This is a genomic window from Streptomyces sp. 7N604 (assembly GCF_052245475.1).
Taxonomy (GTDB): Bacteria; Actinomycetota; Actinomycetes; order Streptomycetales; family Streptomycetaceae; genus Streptomyces.
Genome location: NZ_JBQQBX010000046.1, coordinates 1 through 19,371 on the forward strand (window position 1 = coordinate 1; position 19,371 = coordinate 19,371).

Consider the following 19,371-nt stretch of genomic DNA (forward strand, 5'->3'; position numbering starts at 1 on the left):
CACCGGCCACCCACACATCCACCGCACCGACCCGCACCAACGGATCAGCCACCACACACTCCAACACCCGCACCAACCGCGCCACCAAAGCCACGGCCGTACCCCGATCGAACAAATCCGTGCTGAACTGCATCACTCCGCTCAGCCCGCCCGGTGTGCCCGTAGAGCTGTGGGACCCGGAGAAGGAGAAGGCGAGATCGAACTTCACCCGGTTCGTCTCTGCGGGCTCGTTCCGCACCGTCAGGCCGGGGAGCTTCGCGATCTCGTCGAGGGCACCCTCGAGGCCGGCGTTGTTGAGGTTGAGCAGCACCTGGAAGAGGGGATGCCGGGACAGCGACCGCTCCGGATTGACCACCTCGACCAGCCGCTCGAACGGCAGATCCTGATGCGCATACGCGGCGAGGTCCACATCCCGCACCCGCGCGATCAGCTCCAGGAACGTCGGGTCGCCGGAGGTGTCCGTCCGCAGCACGAGCGTGTTGACGAAGAATCCGATCAGGTCGTCCAGCGCATCATCCGTACGCCCGGCGATCGGCGTGCCGAGAGGAATGTCCGTCCCGGCACCCATCCGCGTCAGCAACGCAGCCAGGGCCGCCTGCAACACCATGAAGAGGCTGGACTGGGACGTACGGGCCAGCTCGACAAGCCGCTCATGCAGTTCGGGGGCGAGCTCGAAGGTGACGAGATCGCCCTGGTGGGAGGCGACCGCCGGGCGCGGACGGTCGGTGGGCAGCTCCAGTTCCTCCGGCAGGTCCGCCAGGGCGTTCTTCCAGTAGGCGAGTTGCCGTGCGATCTCGCTGTCGGCGCGGTCCTCGTCACCGAACATCTCGCGCTGCCAGATGCTGTAGTCCGCGTACTGGACCGGCAGCGGCGACCACGACGGCACCCGACCAGCCGTGCGCGCCGCGTACGCCGCGACCAGGTCCCGGGCCAGCGGCGTGCGCGACCAGGCGTCGCTCGCGATGTGGTGCGTCAGGAGCAGCAGGACGTGTTCGGTCGGGCCGAGTTCGAACAGCCAGGCGCGCAGGGGCGGTTCGTAGCTGAGGTCGAAGCGGTGCTGCACCGCACGGTCGATCTCCTCCTCTAGGTGCTCCTGGTCGCTCGCCACGACGGTCAGCTCCGGTGCGGCTCGCGAGGCGTCCAGCACCATCTGGTACGGGCCCGCGGCGTCCTCCGCGAACACCGTCCGCAGACTCTCGTGCCGCGCCACCACATCCGCGATCGCCCGCTCCATCGCCACGCGGTCGAGAGAGCCGGAAAGGCGCAGGGCCACCGGCGAGTTGTAGGCCGCGCTGGGGCCTTCGAAGCGGTTGAGGAACCAGAGCCGCTGCTGACCGAAGGAGACGGGAAGCCGTTCGGGGCGGGGCACCACGGCGGTAACACGCGTGCGCGCGGCCGGGCTGCCGGTGTCGAGCGCGGCGGACAGACCGGCAACCGTGGGAGTTTCGAAGAGCTGCCGGATGAGCATCTCGGCGCCCAGCGCGGACCGGATGCGGCTCACCAGGCGGGTAGCCAGCAGCGAATGCCCGCCGAGCGCAAAGAAGTCGTCGTCGATACCCACGGTCGGTACGCCCAGGACCTCGGCGAACAGATCGCACAAGATCTCCTCACGCGGCGAGCGCGGGGTACGGCCGGCCGACTCCGGACCGTAGTCCGGGGCCGGCAGGGCCCGCCGGTCCAGCTTGCCGTTGGGCGTCAGCGGGAACGCGTCCACCGTCACGAACGCCGACGGCACCATGTACTCCGGCAGCTGGGCGGCCGCGTGCTCCCGTACGGACTCGGCGGCCGGCGCGGAGGCGCCCGCCACCACGTAGGCGACGAGCCGCTTGTCCCCGGGCAGGTCCTCGCGCACGACCACAGCAGCCTGCGCCACCTGCGGATGCGACGCGAGCACGGACTCGATCTCGCCCAGCTCGATACGGAAGCCGCGCAACTTGATCTGGCCGTCACCGCGGCCCACGAATTCCAGCTGCCCCTCCTCGTTCCAGCGGAGCACGTCGCCCGTGCGGTACATGCGGGAGCCGGGCGGACCGTAGGGGTTGGCGACGAAGCGCCCGGCGGTCAGGGAAGCCCGGTTCCAGTAGCCGCGGGCCAGGCCAGTGCCTGCGATGTATGCCTCGCCCGGGACTCCGACCGGGACGGGGCGCAGCCCGCTGTCGAGGACGTACACCTGCGTGTTCCAGAACGGGCGGCCCACGGGCACCGGGCCGGTGGGGGACGGTGCGCCGGCTTCGATGCGGTACTGGACGCTGTTGACCGTCGCCTCGGTGGCTCCGTACACGTTCAGAACGTCCGCGCCGGGGTGGCGGGCGCGCCACCGGTCGATGACCTCACCGAGCAGCAGTTCGCCGCCGAGCATGATGAGTTCCGTCGGCGACGTCTCGTCCGGCAGCGCCTCCAGGAGCGCGAGGGCGCTGGGGGTGCCCTTGAGGAAGGTGGGCGTGGGGCCTTCGGCAGCGCGCTCGTCCAGCTCCGCGATGTGGACGAGGCCGCCGGAGACGAGGGTGGTGTAGAGGGCGGTGACGGTGAGGTCGAAGGAGATCGGGGAGTGCAGGAGCGATGTGCCCGTCATCGCCGGGTACGCCTCACGTGCCCACTGCAGATACGCCCCGAGCGAGCGGTGCTCGATCACCACGCCCTTGGGGCGGCCCGTGGAGCCTGAGGTGTAGATGACATACGCCGGGTGCGCGGGCAGCAGCGGACCGTTGCGGTCGGCGTCGGTCGGACCTTGCGCGGGCAGCGCTGCCAACTCCTCCGCCGTTCCCGGGTCGTCGAGGAGCAGGTGGGGCGTGGAGGTGTCCGGCAGCGCGCCGGCCAGCTCCCGATTGCTGATGATCAGCGTCGGGTCGGTGTCGCCGAGCATGAACGCGATGCGCTCGGCCGGATAGTCGGGGTCGATCGGCAGATAGGCGGCACCGGCCTTGAGGACGCCGAGGAGGCCGACGGCCAGGTCTGCGGTGCGCGGCAGGGCGATGCCGACGAACTGCTCGGGGGCCACACCGCGCTGGATCAGCAGATGCGCCAACCGGCTGGCCCCGGCGTCGAGTTCGGCATACGAGAGCGTGCCGCGCGCGTCGCGGACCGCGGCGGCGTGCGGCGTACGGGCGGCCTGGGCGTGGAACAGATCGAGGACCGAGGCGTGCGGCACCTCGCGCGCGGTGTCGTTCCACTGCTCGAGCACGCGTGCGCGCTCGTCGTCGGCGAGGACGTCGAGGCGGCCGACGGGCTGTGCCGGGTCGGCGATCAGGGCGCGCAGGACGCGTACGAACCGGTCGAGGATGCGCTCGGCGGTGGCCTGGTCGAAGAGGTCCGGCCGGTAGTTGAGCCGGAAGAGCATGGTGTCCCGCGCGGAGGCGATCAGCAGGAGCGGGTAGTGGGTGGCCTCACGGTTCTTGCCGGGGGCCACCGTGATGCCCGCGCCAAGGCCCTGACCGCTGGTGACGCCTTCGTCCACCGGGTAGTTCTGGAACACCATCGAGGTGTCGAAGAGCTCCCTGTGCCCGGCCTCGCGCTGGATCTCGGCCAGACTCAGATGCTGGTGCTGGGTGAGGCGGGCCTGCTCGTCCTGGACGCGCGCCAGCAGCCCGAGGAGCGGTTCGGCCGGGTGCAGCCGCACCCGGGTGGGGACGGTGTTGATGAACAGACCGACCATGCCCTCGACACCGTCGATCTCCGGGGGCCGGCCGGAGACCGTGGTGCCGAAGACGATGTCGTCGCGGCCGGTGTGGCGGCCGAGGGCGATGGCCCAGGCCGACTGGACGACGGTGCTGAGGGTGAGGCCGTTGCTGCGGGCGAGGCCGGAGAGCGCGGCGGTGTCCCCGTCGGAGAAGGCCGCCTCGACCTCCGCACCCGCGACGGCGGCGCGACCCGCGTCAGGGGCGACGAGGGCGGGCTCGGCCAGGTCTGCGAACGCCTCGCGCCAGGCGGCGCGCGCGGCATCCCTGTCCTGGTCCGCGAGCCACCGCAGGTAGTCGCGGTACGGGCGGGCCCGGGGCAGGCCCGAGGCGTCGCCCTTCGCCTCGTACAGCGTGAACAGCTCGCCCATGAGGACCGGCAGCGACCATCCGTCCAGCAGGAGGTGGTGATTGGTGAAGACGAGCCGGTGCAGGGTGCCGGAGATCCGTATGAGGGTGAAGCGCATCAGCGGAGGCTTGCTGACGTCGAAGCGGCGGGACCGGTCCGCGGCGAGTACCGCGGCCGCGGCGGCGGAGCGTTCGTTCTCGGGGAGCGCCGACACGTCGGTCTCGGTCCAGGGCAGCTCCGCGTCGCGCATCACCAGTTGCGCCCAGTCCCCGTTCTTGCGCCGGCGGAACGTCGCGCGCAGGTTGGCGTGGCGGCCGAGAAGGGTTTCGGCCGCCGTGCGCAGGGCGGCGGCGTCGAGGTCTCCTTCGATGTCGAAGGACACCTGGACCACGTACGGGTCGAGCCCTCCCTCGTCGTAGGCGCTGTGGAAGAGCAAGCCCTCCTGGAGGGGGGCCAGCGGCAGGATGTCCTCGATCTTGCGCGGGTTACGACTCACTTCTCCGCCTCTTCGTCAGTGCCCAGCTCTTCTTCGAACTCATCGATTTCGTCCTGCGTGATCGAGGACAGCGTTACGTCGGAGGGTGTGAGCCCTCCCGCGTCGGGGCGTTCGGCGTGCGCGACGAGCGCCTCGAGCGCCGTGAACCACAGCTCGGCCAGCTCACGGACCGCGGATTCGTCGAGGAGCTCCCCGGCCCAGGTCCACAGGGCGGTCAGCTCCGGTCCCCGTGGCCCGTCGTCGGTGCGGGCGTTGAGTTCCAGGGCGTGCGCCAGCGGCATACCCGAGGGGTCTCCCGCCACGGCCTCGATGTCCGCGACCGGGACCCAGTCGGCGCTGTGGCCGCTGCCGCTGCCGGTCGTCGTGGTGGTGGTGAAACGGCCCAGGTAGTTGAAGCCGACCTGCGGTTCGGCGAGGCCCTCGAAGTCACCGGCGGTCGCGGGGTTGAGGTAGCGGACCAGGCCGTACCCCATCCCCTTGTCGGGCACCGTGCGCAGCTGCTCCTTCACGCGCTTGAGCAGCAGTCCCATGGCCGGGCCGCCCGCCCAGGCCTCGGCGGCGTCGAAGGAGCCGCCGTCCAGCCGGACCGGGTAGAGGCTGGTGAACCAGCCGACCGTGCGGGACAGGTCGGCTCCTGGCACCAGGATTTCTTCGCGGCCGTGCCCCTCCAGGTGGAGCAGCAGCTCGCGGCCGCTTCCCCGGTGCCACGTGGCCCAGGCGAGCACGAGCGCCGTCAACAGCACGTCGTTGACCTCGGCGTTGAACACCGACGGCACCGTCGTCAGCACCGGCTCCGTCACCGCGACCGGCAGCCGCAGCGTGAGATGCCCGGCGGTCCCGTACGTGTCCCTCTCCGCATCCAGGGCCCGGCCGCCCAGCGGCGGGGACGCACCACGCAGCACATCCCGCCACCACGCGGCCTCCGCGGCACGCACCGGCGTCGCCGCCTCCTCCACCAGGCGCTCCGCCCAGCGGCGCAGCGACGTACCCACCGGCTGCAACCCCACCGGGCGGCCGGCCGCCACCTCCCGGTAGGCCTCCGCCACATCCGGCACCAACACCCGCCACGACACCCCGTCCACCACCACGTGGTGCACCAGAAGCAGCAGCAGCCCGGGCGTCTCGGGCCCCCGGTCGAACCACACGATCTGCAGGAGGGACCCCGCGGCCGGATCCAGCCGGGCCCGTGCGGCCTGGCCGTGGGTGTGGACGAGCGACTCCAACGCGGCTTCGTCCAGGCCGGCCGCGTCCACCCGCAGCACACAGGACTCGGCGCGCACGGCCCCCGGTGCGCGCACCTCGAAGTGGCCGATGGGGTCGGTGTCCAGGCGGGCGCGCAAGGCGTCGTGGTGGTCGAGGACGGCTTGTACGGCCTGGGTCAGGGTGCCCAGGGCCAGGTCGGCGGGGACCTGGAGCACGACCGACATGTTGAACTCATCGACCGCGCTGGGGCGTTCGGCCAGCCAGTGCATGATCGGCAGGAGCGGGACGGCGCCCAGGCCGGCCCCCGGTTCCTCGGCCTGCGACCGCTGCGACTCGGTGACGACCTCGGCCAGGGCCGCGACCGTGCGCCGCTCGAAGATGTCCCGTACGGACAGCTCCAGTCCGGCCCGCCGGGCCCGGCTCACCAGCTGCATCGACATGATGCTGTCGCCGCCCAGGTCGAAGAACCCGTCATCGACACCGACCTCCGACAGCCCCAGCACCTCGGCGAACAGGGAGCACAGCGTCTTCTCCCGCTCCGAGCGCGGCCCGCGCCCCGAGCGCTCGCCGCCGTACCGCGGAGCGGGCAGCGCACCCCGGTCCAGCTTCCCGTTCGCCGTCAACGGCAACTCGTCGAGGAAGACCACGGCCGACGGCACCATGTACTCCGGCAGGCGCTGCCGGAGGTGGGCGCGGAGGGCCTGGCGGACGCTCTCGCCGGCTCCGCCGTGCCCTGCGGCGTCCTCCGGCACCACGTAGGCGACCAGACGTTTCCTGCCCTGGCCGTCCTCGTGCGTGATCACGGCGGTCGTCGCCACGTCGGGGTGCTCGCCCAGGACGGCCTCGACCTCTCCCGGCTCGACCCGGAAGCCGCCGATCTTCACCTGGTGGTCGACGCGGCCGAGGAATTCCAGTTCGCCGGACCGGCTCCAACGGGCCACGTCGCCCGTCCGGTACATGCGGCTTCCGGCCGGGCCGAAGGGGCAGGCGACAAAGCGCTCGGCGGTGCGGTCCGGCCGGTTGATGTAGCCGCGGGCGAGCTGCGCACCGGTGATGTAGAGCTCCCCGCGGACGCCGGGCGGCACCGGTCGCAGCGCCGCATCCAGCACATACACCTTCTGGTTCCACGACGGCTGGCCGATGGAAGCCGACGGTGGCCATTCGTCGACGTCATCCGGGAGTGTGGACGTCGTCGCATCCGGTGCCTCGGCAGGGCCGTAGATGTTGTGCGCCATCCGCCGCCAGTTGCCGGCGCAGAACTCCCGGAGCTCGTCGCTCAGCCGGAACTGCTCGCCGCCCTGAAAAATGTCCGTCAGCGATGTCAGCGTCTCGCTCCGGTCCGCGGCCGCCGACAGAACGGCGTCGATCACCAGGGTCGGTGCGAACAGCTCGTTGACGCCGTAGCGGTTGATCCACGCGGCCAGCTCATGGGGGTCGTGTCGCACCTGCTCCTGGGGGATGACCAGGGTCTTGCCCATGGTCAGCGCCTGCAGGATCTCCTGAACCGCGAAGTCGAAGGCGAGCGCGAGGAATTGTGCCGTACGGGTGCCGACGCCGCCCGAGTACGTCCCGGCGTGCCAGACCATGAGGTTGACCAGGCCGCTCATCGGCATGGCGATGCCCTTGGGGGTGCCGGTGGAGCCCGAGGTGTAGACGACGTAGGCGGGGTTGCGCAGGTCGAGCGGGCGCAGCCGCTCGGCGTCGGTCAGATTCGTTCCGTCGGCCTCGTCGAGCGCGGCCAGGATGTCCCGGTCGTCGAGGACGACCCGCCTCTGCCTCGCTTCGCCCAGGCACGCAGAGGTGGCGGTGTCGGTGATGACGGCGGCGGGCGCGCAGTCGTCGAGGACGGCGCGCAGCCGCTGTTCCGGGGCGCCGGTGTCGAGTGTGAGGTAGGCGGCTCCGGTCTTCAGCACGGCGACCAGCGCGACGACCAACTGCGGCGAGCGGGGCAGCGCGATGGCGACGACCTGCTCGCTGCCGATGCCCTCGGCCACCAGGAGCCGGGCCAGTTGGTTGGCCCGGGTGTTGAGTTCGCCGTAGTCGAGGGTGGCGCCTTCGGCGATCAGTGCGGTCGCCTCGGGCACCTGCGCGACCTGCTGCTCGATCATCAGCGGTACCGGGACCGCCGGGATGTCGTGTGCGGTGTCGTTCCACTCCTCGAGTACGCGGCGGCGTTCCGCCGGGGCCATCAGCTCGATGTCCCCGATCGGCCCGTCCGGATCCGCGGCGGCTTCCTCGAGGACCCGCAGCAGCATGGCGGCCAGGGACTGCGCCGTGTCCCGGTCGAACAGGTCGGTGCTGTACTCCACGGCGGCGTGCAGCCCCGTGGGCTCGCCCTGGGGGCCGTACGTCTCGTCGAAGAAGAACGACAGGTCGAACTTGGACCGGCCGACCTCCGGGGCCTCGGCCTCCACCGCGAGTCCGGGCAGCCGCAGCTCCTCGCGGGCTTCCTGATTGTTGTCGAACCCGAGGAGCACCTGGAACAGCGGGTGCCGGGCCAGCGAGCGGACCGGGCTGAGCACCTCGACGAGTCGCTCGAAGGGCACGTCCTGATGCGCGTACGCGGCGAGATTCGTCTCCCGGACCCGCCCGACAAGGTCCCGGAAGGCCGGGTTGCCGGACGTGTCGGTGCGCAGGACGAGCGTGTTGACGAAGAACCCGACCAGGTCCTCCACCGCGTCGTCGGTACGACCCGCGACCGGGCTGCCGATCGGGATGTCGGTGCCCGCACCCAAGCGGGTCAGCAGCGATCCCAGCGCGGCCTGCACGACCATGAACAGGCTCGACTGGGTTTCGCGCGCCAGGTCGGACAGCGCACGGTGCAGCCGCGCGGGCACCTCGAACTCGACGCGGTCGCCCCGGTAGGTCTGCTGGGCGGGCCGCACCCGGTCCGTGGGCAGCTCGAGCTCCTCCGGAATGCCCCTCAGGGCCTCCCGCCAGTAGGCGAGCTGCCGTGAGATCTCGCTGTCCGGATCGTCCTCGGAGCCGAGCAGCTCCCGCTGCCACAGGCTGTAGTCGGCGTACTGCACCGGCAGCGCCTCCCACGACGGCGCCGCACCGGCCGTGCGCGCCGTGTACGCGACCGACAGGTCCCGGGCCAGCGGCCCCATCGACCAGCCGTCACCCGCGATGTGGTGCAGCACCAGCAGCAGGACATGGCGGCGCTCCGATGGGGTGAAGAGCCAGGCCCTGAAGGGGAGTTCGGTCGTCAGGTCGAACTCGTACGCGGCGCAGCGCAGCACCTCCTCCTCAACCCCCTCGGGCGAGGTGTGCATCACCGTGAGGCCGGGGCGCGCCTGCCCCGGCGAGAGGATCACCTGATGCGAACCCTCGGGGGCCGCCGTCACTCCCGCCCCGTCCGCGAAGAGCGTGCGCAGGCTCTCGTGCCGCTCGACGACGTCCGCCAGAGCCTGCCGCACGGCCTGCACATCGAGGACCCCGGTGAGCCGCAGCGCCACCGGGATGTTGTACGTGGCGCTGGGCCCCTCCAAGTGCTCGAGGAACCAGAGGCGTTGCTGGGCGTACGACAGGGGGATGCGCGGCGGGCGGGGAAGTGCCGTCAGCGCGGTCCGTGCCCCGGTCGCCTCGTCGAGGGCCGCGTTCAGTCCGGCCACCGTGGGAGCCTCGAACAGCTTGCGGATGGACAGCTCGACGCCCAGCACCGAGCGGATGCGGCTCAGCAGCCGCACGGCGGACAGCGAGTGGCCTCCGCGGTCGAAGAAACCGTCGTCGATTCCGACCCCCGGCACGCCGAGCACCTCGGCGAAGAGGGAGCACAGGATCTGCTCGCGCGGGCCGCGCGGGCCACGGGTGCGTGGCTGCCTGGGGGTCGATGCATCGCCCTCGGGGGCGCCCACAAGGACGAGTTCGCCGTCGCCGGTCCAGCGCGCCACGGCATCCGTGCGGTACATGTGCGCCCCGCCGCCGTCGAAGGGGCAGGGCAGCCACCGGTCCGTGTCGCCCGTCGGGGCCGCGTCGAAGCCCGCGGTGTACAGCCGCCCGGCGACGCCCGGAGGCAGTGGCCACAGCGCTTCGTCCAGGACGTAGACGTGGGTGCCGCGCGCCGCGTCGTGCGGCTCGAGCCGGGACAGGGCCGGGCCGGTGCCCGCCCGGGTGGCGTCGCTCCACTGCTCCAGAAGCACCGTCCGCTCGGCGGGCTCCAGCACGTCGACGCCGGAGACGCGCCCGTCCGGCGCTTCGGCTACGGCCGTCAGCACCCGCAGGAAACGGCGCGCGAGCGCGTGTGCCGCGGCCGGGCCGAAGAGGTCGGCGCTGTATTCGAGTTCGGCGTGGATGCCCGCGTGCCGGCCGGCGTCGTCATAGCGCTCGGTGAGCTCGAAGTTGAGGTCGAACTTGGTGTCCTCGACCGGCACCGGCTCCAGGGCCACGTCCAGGCCCGGGAAGCGGACGACCTCGGCGACGGTCGCCCGCGGGTCGGTGTTGTGCAGGGTCAGGCAGACCTGGAAGAGCGGGTGCCTGGACAGCGAACGCTGCGGATTGACCACCTCGACAAGCCGCTCGAAGGGCAGGTCCTGGTGTTCGTACGCCGCGAGCGACGTCTCACGCACACGGGAGATCAGCTCGGTGAAGGTGGGGTCGCCGGAGGTGTCGGCGCGCAGCACCAAGGTGTTGGCGAAGAAGCCGACCAGCTCTTCCACGGCGTCGTCGGTGCGGCCCGCGACCGGGGTGCCGAGGGGGATGTCCGAGCCCGCTCCCAGGCGGGTCAGCAGGGACGCCAGCGCCGCCTGCACCACCATGAACAGGCTCGCGTGGCTGGCCTGCGACAGGGCACCCAGGCGGCCGTGGAGCTCGGCCGGGATCTCGAAGGCGACCCGTCCGCCGCGCTGGGACACCGCGTCGGTGCGCGGCCTGTCGGTGGGCAGCGGAAGCTCTTCGGGCATCCCCTCCACGGCCTGCTTCCAGTAGGCGAGTTGGCGGGCGATCTCGCTGTCCGCGTCGTCCTCGGTGCCCAGAATCTCGCGCTGCCACAGGCTGTAGTCGGCGTACTGCACCGGCAGCGCCTCCCACGACGGCGCCGCACCGGCCGTACGTGCTGTGTAGGCGGCCGACAGGTCCCGGACCAGCGGGCGCATCGACCAGCCGTCACCGGCGATGTGGTGCAGGAGCAGCATCAGGACGTGCTCCCGCTCACCGAGGGCGAACAGCCAGGCCCGCAGCGGAGGTTCGGTGGCGAGGTCGAAGGCGTGCCGGGCAGCCGCGGCCAGCTGGTCGCGCAGTTCGCTTTCCGTCACCTCGTGGACGGGCAGTTCGACCCGGGCCGCTTCCGGTTCCAGGACGACCTGGTGAAAGCCGTCCGCGTCCTCGGCGAAGACGGTGCGCAGGCTCTCGTGCCGCGCCACCACGTCCGACAGGGCCTGCCGCAGGGCCTCCACGTCGAGGTTCCCGGTGAGCCGCAGCGTGCCCGGGGCGTTGTAGGCGGTGCTGTCCTCCTCCAGCAGGTCCAGGAAGCGCAGCCGCTGCTGTGCGTACGACAGCGGGATGCGGTCGGGGCGGGGCAGGGCTGTCACGGCGGGCCGGGCGGCGCCCGTTCCGTCGAGTGCCGGGGCGAGCGCGGCCACCGTGGGGGTCTGGAAGATCCGGGGGACGGTGATCTCGGCTCCGAGTACCGAGCGGACGCGGCTGACCAGCTTCGTGGCGAGCAGCGAGTGGCCGCCCAGGTCGAAGAAGCCGTCGTCGATGCTCACGGACGGCAGCCCCAGCACGTCGGCGAAGAGGCCGCACAGGATCTCCTCGCGCAGCGACCTCGGCGCGCGACCGGCTGTCTTCGGCCCGTACTCCGGGGCGGGGAGGGCTCGCCGGTCCAGTTTGCCGTTCGGCGTCCAGGGGAGCTGATCCAGGGCGACGACCGCCGACGGCACCATGTACGGGGGCAGTTGCCCGCTTGCGTACCGGATGAGCGCGGCGGTGTCCGCCGCGCCGCCCGCGGGGACCACGTAGGCCACCAGGCGCTGGTCGCCTGGGCGGTCCTCGCGTACGACGACCGCGCACCGGTCGACAGCCTCGTGGGCCGCCAGCACGGCCTCGATCTCGCCGGGCTCGATGCGGTGGCCGCGCACCTTGACCTGGTCATCGGCCCGGCCCAGATACTCGAGGTTGCCGTCGGCCCGCCACCGGGCCACGTCGCCGGTGCGGTACATGCGGCCGCCCGCCGGGCCATGAGGGTCGGCGAGGAAACGCTCGCCGGTCAGCGCCGCGCGCCCCAGGTACCCGCGGGCCAGGCCGGTGCCGGCGATGTAGAGGTCGCCCGCGACGCCCACGGGCGCGGGGGACAGGACCGCGTCCAGCACGTACAGGCGGTTGCCAGGCAGCGGGCGGCCGATCGGGACCGGGCCGGAGGGGGTCTCGTCTCCCGGTTCCAGTACGAAGTCGGCACAGTTGACGGTGGCCTCGGTCGGGCCGTAGTCGTTGAAGACCGAGGCGTGCGGGTGACGCTCGCGCCACGCTGCCAGCGCCTCGCCGAGCAGTTGCTCTCCGCCCAGCACCAGCGTCCCGGACGGTGAGGCGGCATCGCCCGGACCCTCCAGGAGGGCCAGGTGGCTCGGTGTCGCCTTCACGAACGTCGGTGGCTCCTCGTCCGAGGTGGACACCGCTCCCGGACCCAGATCGGCGATCCTCACGCGGCCGCCACTGACCAGCGGCACGTACAGGACGGTCACCGTCAGGTCGAAGGACACCGGCGAGTGCAGCAGGCCGGTGCCGGCCGCGTCCGGGTACCGGTCGCGGCAGGTCTCGAGGAACTCGCCGAGCGAGGCGTGCTCGATCACCACGCCCTTGGGGCGGCCGGTCGATCCGGATGTGTAGATCACATAGGCCGGGTGGGAGAGTGCCAGCGGCGCGATGCGGTCCGCGTCGGTGACGGGGGCATCCGAGAGTCCCGCGGCTTCCGCGAGAACGGACGCGTCGTCGAGCATCACCACCGGGTCCGCGTCTTTGAGGATGTACGCGATGCGCTCGGCCGGGTAGTCCGGGTCCACCGGCACATAGGCACCACCGGCCTTGACCACCGCCAGCAGGGCGACCATCAGCTCCGGCGACCGCGGCAGCAGCACGCCCACCCGCGTCTCCGGGCCGACCCCGCGCTCGATCAGCCAGCGGGCCAGCCGGTTGGCTCGCGCGTCCAGCTCCGCGTAGGTCAGGGTCGTGCCCCCGTACTCGACCGCGATGGCGTCCGGGGTACGCGTCACCTGCTCGGCGAACAGTCCGGGCAGGGAGGTGCCGCTCACCACGGGCGCGGTCCGGTTCCACTGGTCCAGGATCCGGGTGCGCTCATCGCGGTCCAGCACCTCCATCGCGCCGATCCGCACGCGGGGATCGGCGACGACGGCCTCCAGCACCCGCAGGAACCGGGCCTGGTGGGCCGTCAGTTCGGCTTCGCTGTAGAGCGCGGGGTCCGCGTCGAACTCCACGCGGACACCCGCCCGTGCCGCGGCCGTACCATAGAAGTTGATCTTCAAGTCGTTGACCGGACCGGTGGACAGGGGGTGCAGGACCGACGGGCACGGGCCGAAGGCGGGCTCGTTCTCGAAACCCATCACGTTGACCGTCGGGCCCAGGTGGGCGTCCGCTCCGGACAGCCCCAGCTCCTGGAAGAGCTCCTCGCCACGGAACCGCTGGTGCTTGAGGACCTCGGCCAGCTGCTCCGCCACCTGTTCGGCCAGCTCGCTGAAGAGCATGCGCGCGCGCACCAGGACGCGGATCGGCAGCACGTTGACCATGGCGCCCGGCGTCGCCAGGGAAGTGCGGCCCATCCGGCCCGCCAGCGGCAGGGACAGCGTGAAGTCCTCGCGTCCCGTCATGCGGTGGAAGAACGCGGCGGTACCGGCGATGGCGAGCACCGGCCACCGCACCTGGAGCTGTTCGGCCGCGGCCGCGAGCCCGCGTGCCTGCCGCTCGGGCAGTGTCACCATCCGGCGCAGCCCGCTGACGGCCATGCCGGCCCTGCGCCCTGCCAGACCGACCGGCTCGGGCAGGTCGGCCAGCTCGCCGAGCCAGTGGGCCCGGTCCCGCTCGTGGCGGCGCGACGCGGGATAGGAGGACTCCTCGGCCGCCGGCTCGTCCAGGCTCGCGAACGGCGAGGCGGCGGGGGGCTCCCCGGCCGCCAGAGCGGTGTAGACCTGGGCGACGCGGGCGGCGTAGACGGAGTGACCGAAGCCGTCGAGGACCGCGTGGTGGTAGCGGTGGAAGAAGAAGTACCGGTCAGCAGCGAGGACGATCAGGGTCTGGCTGCTCAGCGGCCCACGCACCAGATCCAGCGGCTCGGCCATGCCCTCACGCATCCACTGCGCCGCCGCGGCCTCGGGATCGTCCTCGCCGCTCAGGTCGAGGACCGCAAGCGGCTCGCTTTCGGGAGCCCCGACGATCTGCCACAGCTCCTCTCCCTCCGCCATGAAACGGGAGCGCAGTGCCTCGCACTCCCCTGCGACCTGCTGCACCGCCCGGACCAGCAGGTCAGCGTCGAGAGGCCCCGTGATCTCGTAGTAGCCGCCGCAGTTGTAGAAGGGGCTGTCCGGCTCCAGTTGCTGCGCGACCCAGATGCCGAGCTGGGCGGCGGTGACGGGTCGGCGGACCATGGGGGCATGCGACATGGAGGAGCGGTCCTCTCACTGTTTCTCGGAAAGCCAAGCGGTGAAGGGCGAAGGGGTGCCGGGCAGCGGAGCGCGGGGGCGCGCGGGCGGCAGCGGTCAGCCTCGGCCGACCAGCTCCTCGACGAGGACCTCGCTCAGGCCGTCGATGGTGGGGTTGTCCCACATCACCGTCGGGTCCAGGGAGATGTCCAGGTAGTCCTCGAGCTCAGCGGCGATCGCGAGCACATACACCGAGTCGAGGCCGTAGTCGGCCAGTGACACGTCCGTGGCGATCTCCTGGACCGGCCGGCCCAGGTGGGAGGCGACGCATGCGGCCAGCCAGCCGCGCAGGGTGTCAGCGGTGTGCGTGCCGGCAGATGCGTTGGACATACGGGTCTCCTTGGTGAGCGAGGCGGGGGCGGGCGGGAGCGGCTGGGGGAACACCCCCTAGGGACGGTCGGGGACACGGTGGCCGGCGAGGCCGAAGGAGCGGCCGCTGTCGTACCGCTCGAGCAGCTCGTCGAACAGCTGCCGCTCGACGGACTCCGGCGGGCGCGCCCGCCGCCCGCCTTCCCGGCGCAGTCGGCCCGGTGCCACGGCGAGCCAGGCCGGTTCGCACAGCTCAGCGAGGTACGGGGCCGACAGGACTTCGGCGACGCAGCCGGGCTCCGGCCCGGCGAGCGGGGCGGCGCTGCCGAAGAGCCACCACTGGCTTTCCCGCAGCAGCAGCTGGAAGACGGCGGTCTCCCCCACCCTGATGTAGAAGCGGGAGCCGAGCACGATCGACAGCCGGTCCATGGCGTCCTGCACCACGCGCGGCACGACGTCCCGGACGGCGTGCCGGTGCGCACCCCTCCGGGACGGCAGCACGTCGATGCCCCGGGCAGCGGCCGTGGTCAGGCTGTCGCACAGCAGCAGGTCCGCGAAGACTCCGGCCAGGACCGCTCGCAGATACGGGATGTCGATGGCGGCCCTGCCGTACAGGCGGCGCGCGAGGAGGTGGCGCAGGGTGATGCGCAGGCCCGAGTCAAGGGCGCCGGTGGTCGCCCCGACGCGCACGGCCTCCGCGTACGGGCCCGCGGGAGCCCGGCCGTGGGCCAGCGCCGGCGCTCTGCGGAAGACCGCGCGCATCGCCTCCAGCAGCTCCTGGGAGCTCGGCTGCCCGGCTGTGAGACCGCAGGTGTCGAGGAGTTCGCCCCCCGCGCGGAAGGGCTCGCCGCGTTCGTCCGCGGCGAGGATCGCGTGGAATCCGTAAGGGTTGGCCTGGTCGTACGGGTTCCCGAGGAGCCGCTCCAGGGTGGCCGCCCCGGGCCGGGGCACGGCGTGTCCGGTCATGAGGCCTCTGCTCCCAGGTAGTTCAGCAGCGAGAACGGTGTGTCGGACGGGCATGCGGCCAGGGAGTCCGCGAGGCGGCCGTAGATCTCGTTTCCGGCCGGGCCTGTCTCGGCGCCCAGCTCGGTGAGGGCCTTGACGAGGGTGCCGCGCAGCCACGTGTCGTCGGCCGGGCGTGTACGGGACGCGCCACGCAGCCACAGATGGAGTCCTGAAGCAGCCGCGAAACACACCTCGAAGCGCTCCGCCAGCTCGAAGGCCGCGGGCGGCACGGCACGGGGCATCACCGTCATGTCGGCCATCTCGTCGTGGAGCTCGTCGGCGGCGTCGGCCAACCGGCCTGCCAGGTCCGCGAGTTCGGCCGAGGCACGGCCGCGGGCGGCCAGCTCGCGGATCCCGGCGACCGTCTCGGGGAGGCTCGCGACCACGGACGCACCCCCGCTGGACACCAACGTCAGGTCGGCAGGGCGCAGGGGGCTGACGGGCTCGTGGACCGTAGCCGCCTCGGCCAGTCCCGCGGCGTCCCAGCTGCCCTTGCGGTAGGCGCGGGTCAGCCGGGGGAACTGGTCGATCAGGGCACTGCGGTTGACCAGGCTGCTGCCGTCGAAGATGCCGATGATGCGGTGGTCCCGCTCCACCTTGGCGAATCCCCCGTCGGCATGGTCCTCGGCGAGCAGCCCGTACGGGCCGAACGCCCGGGCCAGCCGTGTGATCAGCTCGTCCACCTGGGCCGGGACACGGGCCTTGGCGACCGCGGAGATCACGCTCATCTCACGGGTGAGCCCGTGGACGCCGCGCACCGCCACGACGCTCAGCGCCTCGGCCAGCAGCAGCCCCGCGACCGCCTCCCCCAACTCCCGGCGCGCGTAGGACTGTTCCAGCAGGGGACGGCCCTCGTCTTCGGCGCGTACGCAGAGCTGGGCAGCGAGCCGCAGGGCGTGGTCGGCCGCCCCCAGCGACATGGACACGCACACGGTGCGCGTCAGATGCAGGGCCTTGAGGATGATCTCGACGCCCTGGCCCTCCCCGCCGATGAGCGCGTCGGCCGGAACACGGGCGCCGTGGAAGGCGATCCCGCTGATGTCCGCGCCCCGGATGCCATACGTGGGGACCTTGGGCAGGCATGTGAAGCTATCGGGGGCCAACTGCGCCTTGTCGACCAGGAAGAGGCTGAATCCGCGGGGTCCGCCCGCCGGGTCCGTGCGGGCCAGCACGGTGACCAGGTCGGCCCGCGTGACGTTGTTGATCAGCCACTTCTCGCCGGTCAGCAGCCATCCGCCGGGGCCTTCACCCCCGCCTGCGCGCTCCGCCGTGACCTCACCGGCCAACAGGTCGCTGCCGTGATGGCGTTCACTGAGCGCACACGAGACGACGGCGCCGTGTGCGACGCGCTCGCCCAGCCACGCCGCCCGGTCCGGCTCTCCCGCGATCCACGTCGGAACCGCTCCGAGGTAGGTCTTGCCGTGGGCGACCGCGGTGGTGAGGTCGATACGGGAGACGACGCGGAGCATCCCCGCCAGCACACCGAAATCGTCGAACCGCCCGCCGTGCTCGGCCGGTACGTAATAGCCGGGCAGGCCGAAGTCGTCCAGGACGCGGCAGGCCGCGGCCGGGAACAGCTCAGAACGGTCCAGCCGGTCCACCTCCTGGGCGCAGAACGGCTCGCCGGGGCCGGACAGTTCGTTCAGCACGGCCGTGAGCCCTGCGACGGGCCGCTCCTCGCCCTCCCGGTCTATGCAGGGGAAGCCGGCCGTCATGAGTGGTCCTCCGCATCCGCGGCGGGGTCCCGCAGCATCCGCTCCTCGTACTCCGCGAAGACCGGCTTCAGTTCGCCCGCGCGGAACAACTCCCGCATGGCCGAGCGCTGCACCTTCCCGCTGGTGGTGCGCTGCACGCCGCCGGGGCGCAGCAGCAGCACCGCACCGACGGGAGCGCCGAATTCGCGGGCCACGGTCAGCCGCAGGTCCGCGGTCAGCTCCCGCAGCCGCTCCGGGTCCTTCAGGCCGCGGACCTCCTGGGTGACGACGAGCACCTCCTGGCCGTCCTCCGCGCCTTCGGCAGGGACGGTGAAACACGCCCCGACGAGATTCCCCAGCACGGGGTGCTGAGCGCGCAGTTCGTGCTCGATGTCCTGTGGATAGAGGTTCCGGCCGCGCAGAATCAGGGTGTCCTTGATCCGCCCGGTGACGTAGAGATCGCCTTCGTACAGAACCCCGAGGTCACCGGTGCGCAGATACCCGCTGTCACCATCGGCCGTGGCCGCCCGGAACTCGGCCGCGTTGGTCTCCTCGCGCCGCCAGTAGCCCTGCCCGACGGCCCTGCCCCGAACCCATATCTCACCGACCCGGCCCTCGGGCAGCACCTCGCGCGTGCGGGGGTCGACGATGCGGACCACCGCGCCCTGCGGCCTGCCGCAGCTGACCACTTCCCGGCCGGGCACGCCTTCTGGTGCCGGCCGGAACTCGTTCCGCTCGAGTGCCGCCGCGTCCACCCGCCGCACCAGCGGCGGCAGGGTCGCCGACGCGGAGATGATGAGGGTGGTCTCCGCCATTCCGTAGGCGGGGACAAGCGCGTCACCGCGCAGCCCGGCAGGCGCGAAGCGCTTGGCGAAGCGCTCCAGGACGTGGGAACGCACGGGCTCGGCGCCGTCGGCGGCTTGCAACCAGCGGGACAGGTCGATCTGTTCGATCTGCGCGTCCGTGACGCGCCGGCTGCACAGGTCGTACGCGAAGTCGGGGGCCGCGGAGAAGACGATCCCGAACCGGTCGATCATCCGCAGCCACAGGTGCGGCCGCTTGAGGAAGGTGACCGGGTTCATCAGGACGGTGGCGGAACCGAGGAGCAGCGGGGGGATGATGTGCCCCATCAGGCCCATGTCATGGAAGTGCGGGGCCCAGCCACCGCAGCGGGTACCGGAGTCGAGGCGGAAGGCCTGGGCCATGTTCTGGCCGTTGAACAGCAGGTTGCCATGGGTGATCATGACGCCCTTCGGGTCGCCGGTCGACCCGGAGGTGTACTGGAGAACAGCCAGCGTGGAGTGGTCGGCCGGCGCCATCGTCCAGCCGTCCGCTCCGCCGCTGCCCAGGGCGTCGGTCGCCAGCCGGGGCGTGCGGCGCAGCTCCCCCTCGGCGGCCCAGTCCTCGACATCGGCGAGCGTGGCGGTGTCGGTGAGGATCGCCGACACCCCGGCGTCGTCGGCGATGCGCCTGACCCGGTGCCGCTCGTGGCGGTAGCGCCCGGGCAGGGACGAGGGGACGGCTACGGCCCCGGCGTAGAGGCAGCCGAAGAACGCGGCGACGAATTCGAGTCCGGCCGGATACAGCAGCAGGACACGGTCGCCCGGGGCGATCCGCCGGCGCAGCCACACGGCTATGCTCCGGGCCCGCTCGTCGAGCCCGGCATACGTCAGCCAGCGCACACCGTCTTCCTGGTCCGGGTCGGTCACAAAGGCCGCGGCACCTTGATCCGCCAGCTGTTCGGCATGCTGTCTGAGCCTCGCCGTGACGCTGGGAGCGGTGACCGGTGCCGCCATATTCGAAGCCCTGCCCTTCGTGTTCACGAATAATCGCCACCAATACCTTTGCGGCACCTCGACTCGGCGCCGCCGTGACTTTCTACAGTCGGCGTCGGATATCCGGAAGACCCCTGGCAGCAAACTGCACCCGACAGGCCGACTCCCCGTCACAAGGGGCCGGAATCACCCGGAACGGCACCCGACCGATGGCAGAACAG

At 71.8% G+C, this 19,371-nt stretch carries 6 protein-coding genes; all 6 read right to left on the reverse strand.

The genetic code is table 11. The features are described 5' to 3' along the window. The coding region (locus ACTWP8_RS34495) for an amino acid adenylation domain-containing protein (protein WP_443326029.1) at positions 1–4,519 on the reverse strand (4,519 nt) is incomplete at its 3' end. Beyond that, positions 4,516–14,328, reverse strand: coding sequence for an amino acid adenylation domain-containing protein (locus ACTWP8_RS34500; protein ID WP_443326030.1), 9,813 nt, complete (start codon positions 14,326–14,328; stop codon positions 4,516–4,518). The genes ACTWP8_RS34500 and ACTWP8_RS34495, both read right to left, overlap by 4 nt. A gap of 96 nt (positions 14,329–14,424) precedes the next feature. After that, the gene (locus ACTWP8_RS34505) at positions 14,425–14,697 is read right to left on the reverse strand and encodes an acyl carrier protein (RefSeq protein ID WP_443326031.1); all 273 of its coding nucleotides are present in this window, start codon (positions 14,695–14,697) and stop codon (positions 14,425–14,427) included. A gap of 57 nt (positions 14,698–14,754) precedes the next feature. Continuing rightward, the gene (locus ACTWP8_RS34510; protein ID WP_443326032.1) at positions 14,755–15,642 is read right to left on the reverse strand and encodes a hypothetical protein; all 888 of its coding nucleotides are present in this window, start codon (positions 15,640–15,642) and stop codon (positions 14,755–14,757) included. Further along, a complete protein-coding gene (locus ACTWP8_RS34515) occupies positions 15,639–17,396 on the reverse strand; it encodes an acyl-CoA dehydrogenase family protein (protein ID WP_443326033.1) in 1,758 nt (585 codons plus the stop codon). Before ACTWP8_RS34515 ends, ACTWP8_RS34510 begins: the two co-directional genes overlap by 4 nt. After that, positions 17,393–19,171 (reverse strand): fatty acyl-AMP ligase, encoded by a 1,779-nt coding sequence (locus ACTWP8_RS34520; RefSeq protein ID WP_443326034.1) that lies wholly within the window; start codon positions 19,169–19,171, stop codon positions 17,393–17,395. The genes ACTWP8_RS34515 and ACTWP8_RS34520 overlap by 4 nt, the downstream gene beginning before the upstream one ends. Between the last annotated feature and the right edge of the window lie 200 nt (positions 19,172–19,371).

Coding starts and splice junctions, on each gene's coding strand:
- ACTWP8_RS34500 (WP_443326030.1), bottom strand. CDS start 14,328: ATGTCGCATGCCCCCATGGTCCGCCGACCCGTCACCGCCGCCCAGCTC.
- ACTWP8_RS34505 (WP_443326031.1), bottom strand. CDS start 14,697: ATGTCCAACGCATCTGCCGGCACGCACACCGCTGACACCCTGCGCGGC.
- ACTWP8_RS34510 (WP_443326032.1), bottom strand. CDS start 15,642: ATGACCGGACACGCCGTGCCCCGGCCCGGGGCGGCCACCCTGGAGCGG.
- ACTWP8_RS34515 (WP_443326033.1), bottom strand. CDS start 17,396: ATGACGGCCGGCTTCCCCTGCATAGACCGGGAGGGCGAGGAGCGGCCC.
- ACTWP8_RS34520 (WP_443326034.1), bottom strand. CDS start 19,171: ATGGCGGCACCGGTCACCGCTCCCAGCGTCACGGCGAGGCTCAGACAG.